Source organism: Acidiphilium sp., from assembly GCF_049977125.1.
In the GTDB taxonomy this organism is placed as follows: domain Bacteria; phylum Pseudomonadota; class Alphaproteobacteria; order Acetobacterales; family Acetobacteraceae; genus Acidiphilium.
The window spans coordinates 1-7825 of the sequence record NZ_JBMFGY010000129.1 but is presented as its reverse complement, the minus strand read 5'-3'; the positions used below and the strand labels follow the sequence as shown (position 1 = coordinate 7825).

Here is a 7825-nt window from a genome sequence, read left to right as displayed (position 1 = left end):
TCATGGCGTTGCCTTTCTCAGTGGATTCGGTACCCCGAGCTTACGAGCTCAAGGCAGGCAACGCCGCTCCCCTCAATTCAACATCCGACGGGACATCCCCAAGCCGACCCATCCAGGGCATTACCATGTCTTTCTGGCGCAACGTTGGGCCGAAGGCGTAACAAAGCTTGGTCGCCTTCATGATGAGATTAAAAACCTCGGCTATATCGGTTGTCACTCGCGGTTGGCCGAATATCTTTCGCCGTGGCGACGCGGAGCGCACCCTAAAATTTCAACATCAACCAAACTTCTTCTGCCAGTAGACCCAACCAGCGGAACACGGATATCCTCACTGGTTGCCGCGTCACTTTGCATGAAGCCGCCGCCACTGATGACAAAGCGCCAGTTGGCCACGCTTGATCAGCTGAAAGAGCAAGTGCCTGGCTTTCGCGCCATGCGCCGGCTCGCGTTGCGGTTCACTGCGCTGCTGCGGAGCCATAAACCAGAAAAACTGGCCGACTGGATTGCAGACGCCACAAGTTCCGGCATCTATGCGTTGCAACGTTTTGCGAAAACGCTCAAAAGGGACAGCGACGCGGTAAAGAACGCTATCGCGGAACCTTGGAGCAGTGGCCAAATCGAAGGTCAGATAAACCGTTTGAAAATGCTGAAGCGGTCCATGTATGGCCGGGCAAGCACCGAATTGTTGCGAATTCGAATGATGACTCTTTCAAACGTCCTTCTGCACCAAATCTGACGCAGAGCCCTTTATCGCTATTAAAGCATACCATACCTTAATAGCGGGTGGGGTTAATTCAAGGCCCTGCAGCGGTCGCTCCCTCGCCTAAAGCTTCCCGACCGGGAGAAGCTCGCTCAGCAGCCGATTGGGGAACCGCCGCTTCTGCACGATGGCGTAGAAAGTCTCCGTGACCTCGGGTATTCGGCAGTGCTCGACGAGGACTCCCGCCTCAAGCTCGTCGCGGACGACAATTGGAGGCACGAGGGTCACGCCCTCCCGTTCACGGGCGAGCAGACGCAGCATCGCCATGTCGTCGACTTCGGCCAGGATGATGGGTCTTATCCCGGCTAGCTCGAGCACCCGATCGAAGGCGACGCGAATATCGCTGTCCAGGCTCGGCAAAAGAATCGGTTCCGACCGGAGATCGTCGGGAAATTTGAACTTGCGCCCATCGGCACGCGGATGGCCCACCAAGCTCACGGGCTGCTCGTTGAGCAAATGATTGCGCAAGGACGAGCGGACGTCGCGCGGCGCGGCGCTGTTGGCCAGGACCACGTCGATGGCGTGCGCCTCCAGTTGCGTGAGCAGATCGCGAATGTTGCCTGAGCGGACGATCAATTCGACATCCGATCGGCCGACCAGGGGTCGGAGGAATTCGAGCTGGAAATTCCTCGACAGGGTCGTCAGGGTACCGACGCGGAGAACCTGACGGGTAGCCAGCGGCTGTCCCCGCAGGGTGCTCATGAGTTCGGCGCCGGCCTTGAACACCGTGTCGGCGTAGTCGAGCGCGATCTTCCCGGCCTCTGTCAAAATGAGCTTCCTGCCGACGCGCTCGAAAAGCGGATGGCTCATCTGGTGCTCAAGCTTCTGAATTTGAACAGAAAGAGCCGACTGGGACAGGTTCATGCGCTCGGCCGCCCGCGTGAGGCTGCCCTCGTGAGCCACCACCCAAAAATAGCGGAGGTGATTGTAGTTCAGGTCTGTCATATCGTTCTATTAAAACGAACGTCTTTTCCTAAACAATGAATTTTTTTAAGATTTCGTGACCCTGTACCAAAGTCCCCGAACAGTCATTGTCTTTGAAGGGGGCTCTCGTGCAGCACTTCCTCGCGCCGCTGTCGGCGCCCGTTCCGCTGCTTCTCGCCGGAGCAATCGGCTTCCTCGATCGTGGTCGGCGGCCGAAACTCAGCCCCTTACTGGCCGAAACCGCTTCGCTCCTCGCGCTACTTGGAGCGATCGTGTCAGCCGGGAGCCTGATCCTCTTCGGAGCTGTCGAAAGTCCCGTCCTCGGGTTCAAAGGATTCGGTCCGTCGGTCAGGCTCGACGCCGTGAGCGTGACCATGTTGCTGCTGGTTACGTTCGTCGGCTGGATCGTCGTCCGCTACGCGCGGACCTACCTGGACGGCGAGCCCCGCCAAGGCGCCTTCACCGGGTGGCTTTGCCTGACACTGGCGTCGGTGGCATTACTCGTGACCGCCGGCAATCTGTTCCAACTGGTGATCGCCTGGATCGCCACCAGCCTGTTTTTGCACCGGCTGCTGCTGTTCTATCCGCAGCGCATCGCCGCGCAGCGGGCGGCGCGGAAGAAGTTCATCACCGCGCGGCTCGGCGACGCCGCACTCCTCGGCGGCGCGTTCTTGCTGGCCGCCGCTTACCGGACGTCTGACATCGGGACCATCCTTGCCGCCGCGAAGTTAGGCGTGGGTGGAGGGCTCGCCATCGCCGCCGCCGGCTTGCTGGCGATCGCCGCAGTGCTCAAGTCGGCCCAGTTTCCCGCCCACGGCTGGCTCACCGAGGTGATGGAGACATCGACGCCGGTATCGGCGCTCCTCCACGCCGGCGTGATCAACGCCGGCGGCTTCCTCCTGATCCGCTTTGCCGACGTCATGCTGCTGGCGCCCGGCGTGCTTGCCGCGCTGGTCATGATCGGCGGGTTCACCGCGCTGTTCGGCAGCCTGGTCATGCTGACCCAGCCCGCGGTCAAGACCTCGCTCGCCTGGTCCACCGTGGCCCAAATGGGGTTCATGATCTTCGAGTGCGGCCTGGCGCTCTTCCCCCTGGCGCTGCTGCACATCGTCGCCCACTCGCTCTACAAGGCGCATTCCTTCCTCGCCTCCGGCGGCGCCGTCGAGAGAGTGGCTTCAATCCGCAGGCCGGGCCCGGTCGCCATCCCGAAGGCGGGCGCCGTGGCGCGCGCCTTCCTGGCGGCCCTCGCCATCTACGTCCTGGTTGGGGCCTGCTTCGGCTTCGAACATAAGTCGCCCCAAGCAATCGCGCTGGGCGCCATTCTGATCTTCGGCGTCGCCTATATGCTGGCGCAAGGGTTCGCCGACGCGGCGCCCAGAGCGCTGACACGGCGCACAGCCGTCTATGCCGTGGCGACCTCGGTCGGCTACTTCGCCCTTCAGTGGGCGGCGACCGTGATCACCGCGAATGTCCTGCCGGCACCGCCGGCGCCTGGTCCGCTCGAATGGGCGCTGATCGCACTGACGGCCGCGAGCTTCGGCATCGTCGCCATCGTGCAGGCCATGTTTCCTCTTTGGGCCAACCATCCCGCCGCCGCCGGCCTGCGCGTGCATCTTTCGAACGGATTTTACGCCAACGCCGTTTTCGACCGGCTGATCGGCGGCTGGTCCGTCCGCAACCCATCCTAACCGACCAGGAAGACCGATCATGACCAACGAAATCCTCTCGACCTGGCCCGCCCCGCAAGCGTTGACGCTGGCCATGGATCGCGCCGCCCGCGCGGTCCCGCCCGCCTGGCCCTTGGCGTCCAGCGTCGCGGTCAATCCGTTTCTTGGGCAAACCGACGAGCCCCTCGCCAAGGTCAGCGCGCGGCTCGCAAGGGTCGCCGGCGCCGCCGTCACGATGCCCCGGAGCTGGTATGCCCAGAAGATCGCCGCAGGTGTGATCAGTGACGCTGACCTTTCGGACGCTCTGGCGAGCGTCTCGACGGGGCCGAGACTCGCGGATGTAACGGCTTTGAAGGCCGCTGCCGGCGTCGAAGCGCCGCCCCCAAAATCGCTTCCGGCCGTCGCCGACCTGGCGGCGCGCGCGTCCGGCGTCGACTGGCCCGGGATGATCGCCGAACGCTTCGGAGCCTGGGCCGCCGGCTATTTCGACCAAGGGCAGGCGCTGTGGGCCGCACCGAAAGGCAAGGGCGCCTACGCCGCCTGGCGGGCGATCACCACCCACGACCTCACGCCCGAAATCGCCGGGCTGTCCAACTTCGCCCTTCATGTATCGGAGGCGCCGGAAACAGCTTCTGCGGCGGTCGAGCGGGTCGTGGCTCGGCTGGGATTGGAGGCGGACGCCGCCGAGACCTACTTCCATCAGATGCTCATGACGCTCGGCGGCTGGGCGCAGTTTGCCCGCTACAAGCTCTGGCAGGCGGAACTCGCCGACGGCACGGACGCGACGATCACCGATTTCCTGGCCATCCGTCTGATCTGGGAAGAAGCGCTCTTTCTGCACTACGGCGCCGAGATCGCGGAGGCTTGGGCAAGTGTGCGCACAGCACATGCCGCGCCCCTCGCACCGACGCTTGATGGCGACATCGACGCCATCCTGCAGGAGGCCGCCGAGCGCGCCGCCCAGCGGGCGTTGGCGCAGACTCTTGCCGGGCAGTGTCCTCAAGCGCTTGAGGATCGACCGGCGCTCCAGGCGGCCTTCTGCATCGATGTTCGTTCCGAGGTTTTTCGCCGGGCGCTCGAGAGCTTCGATCCTCGGATCCAGACCCTGGGCTTCGCGGGCTTTTTCGGTCTGACCACAGCGCACAGGCGGTTCGCGTCGGATGTCGAGGAACGGCGGCTGCCAGTCCTGCTCAATCCGGCGCTCAGGTCGTGCTCCGGCGGCCCCGACCTCCACGCGGAGGATCAGTCGACGCGGTTCAAGGCGCGCGCGAAGCGCGCCTGGGGCCGGTTCAAACTCGCCGCGGTCTCCTCCTTCGCCTTCGTCGAGGCGACAGGCCCCGTCTATGTGGGCAAGCTCCTGACCGATGCGTTGGGATTGGATGGCGCTCGGTCGCCCAGCGATCCAGCGCCTCGGCTCGATCCGGCGCTCGACGCGGCGGCCCTGGCGAAGGCCGCCGAGACCGTGCTGCGCGCGATGTCATTGACCCGCGATTTCGCACGGCTCGTGCTGCTGGCCGGTCATGGCGCCAACGTCGTTAACAACCCGCATGCCAGCGCCCTGCATTGCGGCGCCTGCGGCGGCTATTCCGGTGAGGTCAACGCCCGACTGCTCGCCTCACTTCTGAACGATGCCGAGGTGAGAGATGGGCTCTCGCAGAGTGGGATCGAAATTCCAGACGACACGCTGTTTGTGGCGGCGCTCCACGACACCACCACGGACGACGTGACCCTCTATGACGAGGATCATCCCTCCGCCGCCCACAAGGGCGACCTCGATCAGGCGAGATCCTGGCTGGCTTCGGCGGGCAAAATTGCACGGACCGAACGCGCCCTCCGCTTACCACGCGCCGCAAGCGAGACCGCCCTTCATCGCAGAAGCCGCGACTGGTCCGAAACCCGGCCCGAATGGGCCCTCGCCGGATGCCAGGCCTTCATCGCCGCCCCGCGCAGGCGCACGGTCGGCAAGAGCCTGGAAGGCCGGGCCTTCCTTCATGACTACGATTGGAAGCAGGACAAGAGCTTCAGCGTTCTCGAGCTGATCCTGACCGCTCCGGTCGTCGTGGCGAGCTGGATCAGCCTGCAATATTATGGATCGACCGTCGCGCCCGATGTCTTCGGGGGCGGCAACAAGCTCCTACACAATGTCACCGGCGGGATCGGTGTGGTCGAGGGCAATGGGGGGCTCCTGCGCGTCGGCTTGCCCTGGCAGTCGGTCCACGACGGCGAGCGCTATGCGCACGATCCGCTGCGGCTGTCGGTCTGCATCGAGGCCCCGCGTGAAGCGATGTCGGAGATCCTTGGCCGGCACGCGGGCGTGCGCGCCCTGTTCGACAATGGCTGGCTGCATCTGTTCGCCCTAGACGAGGCCGGGCGCATGGCCTGGCGTTACGCGGGCGATCTCAAATGGTCGGCGATGGGAGACCGCGAGGCCTCTCATGCGTCGCCGCAACTCAAAGTGGCGGTCTGACGCCATGCCCCGCCAGCCCCGCAGTGCGAATTCCGGTCAGGAGCCAAGGTCATGACCCGAGCCGCAAACCATCTCGCCGCGCTGGAGTCCGAGGCGATCCATATCATCCGTGAAGTGGTCGCCGAAGCGCGAAACCCTGTGATGCTGTTCTCGGCCGGCAAGGACTCGACGGTGATGGCGCATCTCGCTATCCGAGCCTTCTATCCGAGTACGCCGCCGTTTCCCTTGCTCCATGTCGACTCGACCTGGGAATTCCGATCGCTGATCGAATTTCGGGACGCTTTCGCCAGCAAGCACGGCTTGCGTCTCATCGCACACGCCAATGAGGAGGGACGAGCCGCGGGCATCAACCCGTTCGACCACGGGGAGCGGTACACCACGGTCATGCGCACGGAGCCGTTGAAGGCGGCGCTCGATGCCGGCGGGTACGACATCATCTTCGGCGGGGCTCGCCGCGACGAAGAGAAGTCACGCGCCAAGGAGCGGATCGTCTCGATCCGGAACGCGGCGCACGCTTGGGAGCCGCGCCAGCAGCGCCCCGAATTTTGGAAACTCTACAACGCGCGCCTCGCCAAGGGCCAAACCGCGCGGGTCTTCCCCCTGTCCAATTGGACCGAGACGGACATTTGGGCTTACGCCCTGCTCAAGGATATCGAGCTCGCGCCGCTCTACTATGCCGCTCCACGCCCTGTGGTCGAACGCGGCGGCGCCTTCATCGTGGTCGATGACGAAAGCCGGATGCGGTTCCTCCCCGGCGAGCAGATGTCCATCCGCAAGGTGCGTTTTCGCACGCTCGGCTGCTGGCCAGTGACGGGAGCCATCGAATCCGATGCCTCCGACCTGCGGTCCGTCGTGGACGAAACCCTCAGAGCATCCTCATCCGAGCGGCAAGGACGCATCAGCGACGGCGAGGATGGCGGCTCACTCGAACAGAAAAAGCGCGAAGGCTATTTCTGATGGCTGGCTCAAGCCCGTGGAACTATCGAGACATCCAGGCGGTGCTAACCACGATGCACGCCAAGGAGCGTGTTATTGCTCCAATCCTGCGAGAAGGGCTGGGCCTGCGCGTTGAATTGGTCCGGTCTGTCGATACGGATCGATTTGGCACGTTCAGTCGCGAGGTCGAACGGCTCGGCTCACAACTCGACGCTGCGAAGGCGAAGATCGCCGCGGGTTTTGAACGGGCTCCCGGCGCGCGCGTGGGATTAGCGAGCGAGGGCAGTTTCGGGCCACATCCCCACTTTCCCTTCCTGGCGCTCGGCCGCGAACTGGTTCTGATGGTCGACCGCGACAATGGTCTGGAACTCATCGGCTACGACGCGAACCCGGAAACCAATTTCGCGCATGTGGTCGCGCGCGATTTCGATGAAGTCATTGCATTCGCCGAACGCGTCAGGTTCCCGGAGCATGGTTTGATCGTCATGGGATGCCGCGATGACCAGCCGGCGCCGGAAGTCCTTCTGCGGAAGGACGTCACGGACCATGACACGCTCGCGTCCGCGGTGCGGGAGGCGTGTAGCAGGTGCGGCGCCGCCTTTGTCGAAACCGACATGCGCGCCCATCGGAACCCAACCCGAATGGCCGCGATCGAACGGGCCACAAATGACCTCGTGCGCCGCTTTCACAGCCGTTGTCCGGACTGCGACTACCCGGGATTCGACGTGACCGAGCGTGTTCCCGGCCTGCCGTGCGCTTGGTGCGGCGAGCCGACGCGCGTTGTCATGACCGACGTTCTCACCTGCCGATCATGTGGTCACAGGCTTGAGCGACCGGCCTGCGATCAGACGACGGCAGATCCCGGACAGTGCGATGGATGCAATCCCTAGGCGTCGATGCGCCAAATTATTATCGGAGCGAAGCCAATGGTTGAGAGTGTAGCAGGGGCATCGTCAAGTTGGTTCAACCAGATCTCGTTTTCAGAAACATAATGCCTATAAAAAACACTTTTCGATCTCACGAATCCCCCCATTTTCCATAGGTCCAGGTATTGCGCCGATTCGCTGCGAT

The 7825-nt window shown here is 63.6% G+C and carries 7 protein-coding genes; 5 read left to right on the top strand and 2 right to left on the bottom strand.

Going from position 1 to position 7825, the window contains the following annotated elements; all coding sequences use genetic code 11:
* A partial coding sequence (locus ACP5E6_RS14710; protein WP_427955172.1) for an ISL3 family transposase occupies nucleotides 1-736 on the top strand: 736 nt, incomplete at its 5' end.
* An 87-nt stretch (nucleotides 737-823) separates the two neighbouring features.
* Here the strand turns inward: ACP5E6_RS14710 and ACP5E6_RS14705 are convergent.
* Nucleotides 824-1705 (bottom strand): LysR family transcriptional regulator, encoded by an 882-nt coding sequence (locus ACP5E6_RS14705; protein ID WP_427955170.1) that lies wholly within the window; start codon nucleotides 1703-1705, stop codon nucleotides 824-826.
* A 107-nt stretch (nucleotides 1706-1812) separates the two neighbouring features.
* On the opposite strand from ACP5E6_RS14705, the gene ACP5E6_RS14700 reads away from it, so the two are divergent.
* From ACP5E6_RS14700 to ACP5E6_RS14685, 4 genes are read left to right on the top strand one after another with little or no spacing between them, the layout of a single operon-like run.
* Complete coding sequence (locus ACP5E6_RS14700) at nucleotides 1813-3372, top strand: proton-conducting transporter membrane subunit (RefSeq protein WP_427955168.1); 1560 nt, start codon at nucleotides 1813-1815, stop codon at nucleotides 3370-3372.
* A 19-nt stretch (nucleotides 3373-3391) separates the two neighbouring features.
* Nucleotides 3392-5818 carry a YbcC family protein gene (locus ACP5E6_RS14695; RefSeq protein WP_427955165.1) on the top strand — a complete coding sequence of 809 codons (2427 nt, stop codon included), beginning with the start codon at nucleotides 3392-3394 and terminating at the stop codon, nucleotides 5816-5818.
* Nucleotides 5819-5869: 51 nt separating this feature from the next.
* Nucleotides 5870-6775, top strand: coding sequence for a sulfate adenylyltransferase subunit CysD (gene cysD / locus ACP5E6_RS14690; RefSeq protein ID WP_427955163.1), 906 nt, complete (start codon nucleotides 5870-5872; stop codon nucleotides 6773-6775).
* On the top strand, nucleotides 6775-7644 hold the full coding sequence (locus tag ACP5E6_RS14685) for a DUF6671 family protein (protein WP_427955161.1): 870 nt from the start codon (nucleotides 6775-6777) through the stop codon (nucleotides 7642-7644). Before cysD ends, ACP5E6_RS14685 begins: the two co-directional genes overlap by 1 nt.
* On the opposite strand, the gene ACP5E6_RS14680 is transcribed toward ACP5E6_RS14685, so the two are convergent.
* A partial coding sequence (locus ACP5E6_RS14680; RefSeq protein ID WP_427955158.1) for a hypothetical protein occupies nucleotides 7641-7825 on the bottom strand: 185 nt, incomplete at its 5' end. The two genes, ACP5E6_RS14685 and ACP5E6_RS14680, sit on opposite strands and share 4 nt — an antisense overlap.